General features: G+C 58.5%; 1 protein-coding gene. It reads left to right on the top strand.

What is annotated here, in order from left to right; genetic code table 11:
• The coding region (locus tag AC1DPR_RS32110; RefSeq protein ID WP_477818042.1) for a LysR substrate-binding domain-containing protein at positions 1-494 on the top strand (494 nt) is incomplete at its 5' end.
• Between the last annotated feature and the right edge of the window lie 595 nt (positions 495-1,089).

The following is a 1,089-nucleotide window of genomic DNA, read 5'->3' as shown; positions in this document are numbered from 1 at the left end:
CTATTTGCCCCGAGGCGCGGCATGTGTCTCTCAGCCGTCGGGAAGCGGATGTTGTCCTGAGAATGACGCGTCCGGAGGAGCCCACTAGCGTCGTGCGAAAGCTGGGGCGCGTGTCGTTCGGCTTGTACGCCAGCGCGGACTATGCACATCTGCACGACCCATCCTCGTGGGAATTCATCGCCTACGACGCGGGATTCGCGGGCGTGCGGCAGCGCGCTTGGCTGATGGAGGTTGCAGAGGGAAGGCCCATAGCCTGCGAGATCAGCGATATTAACAACCACCTGATCGCAGCGCGAGCAGGCGCTGGTGTGGCGGGTCTGCCGGATTTCCTGGCTGAGCGCGATGCGACACTACAGCGCCTCTCGCACAATGGCGAAGCGTTCTTTCAGGATATCTGGATGGCGGTGCATCGAGACCTGCGCCATTCGCCCCAGATACGCGTCGTTATGGATTTTCTGCTGAGGACGTTTGCAGATCATCCGGCCCTCACTTGAGAACTCTCAAGCGAGGGAAATCCCGGGGAATCAAACCTCCCAGCGGGAACTCAGGATGACGCGGCAGAGATCGACGCAACAACAGCTTATCATCGGGCGAGCAACTTGAGCCGTAGGGGAACACGTCGGAATCCGACATAGCGTACGGAATCGGACGCTCGCGTGTGCCTTGCGAATAGCGGCTTCGGCACACCGCTGACGCAGAGGCCACGGATCGCGAACAGCCGTTACAGCCGCCATTGGAGGCACCAGAATTTCGGCAACACTGGTTCAAACCAGACTGACTGTCAACGCCAATCGAAATTTGCACGTTTGGGGCGGCCGAAACTTGCAAAGAGCCAAGCCAATGTTCCTGCACTCATTGTGCGGCACAGCATTGACGGATACCCCTGTAGGGCGGTGGTGCTGGCCTGAAGCGCCAGACTTTTGAGCAGCGTGTTGCCGGTCAAAAGCCTTACAACGGTCATTGAAGATCCGGCGTCGGGATCCGGCCAGAATCGGTCATTGAACTGATGCCTCACGTGAGCAATAATCCCTGGCGCACCGAACTTCATGTATTACGGAAATGGCTCAATTGCACGAATCTGCTGTGGGG

The sequence above is a fragment of the Rhizobium sp. 01T417 genome (genome assembly GCF_056398905.1).
This window is presented reverse-complemented; position numbering and strand designations above follow the sequence as displayed.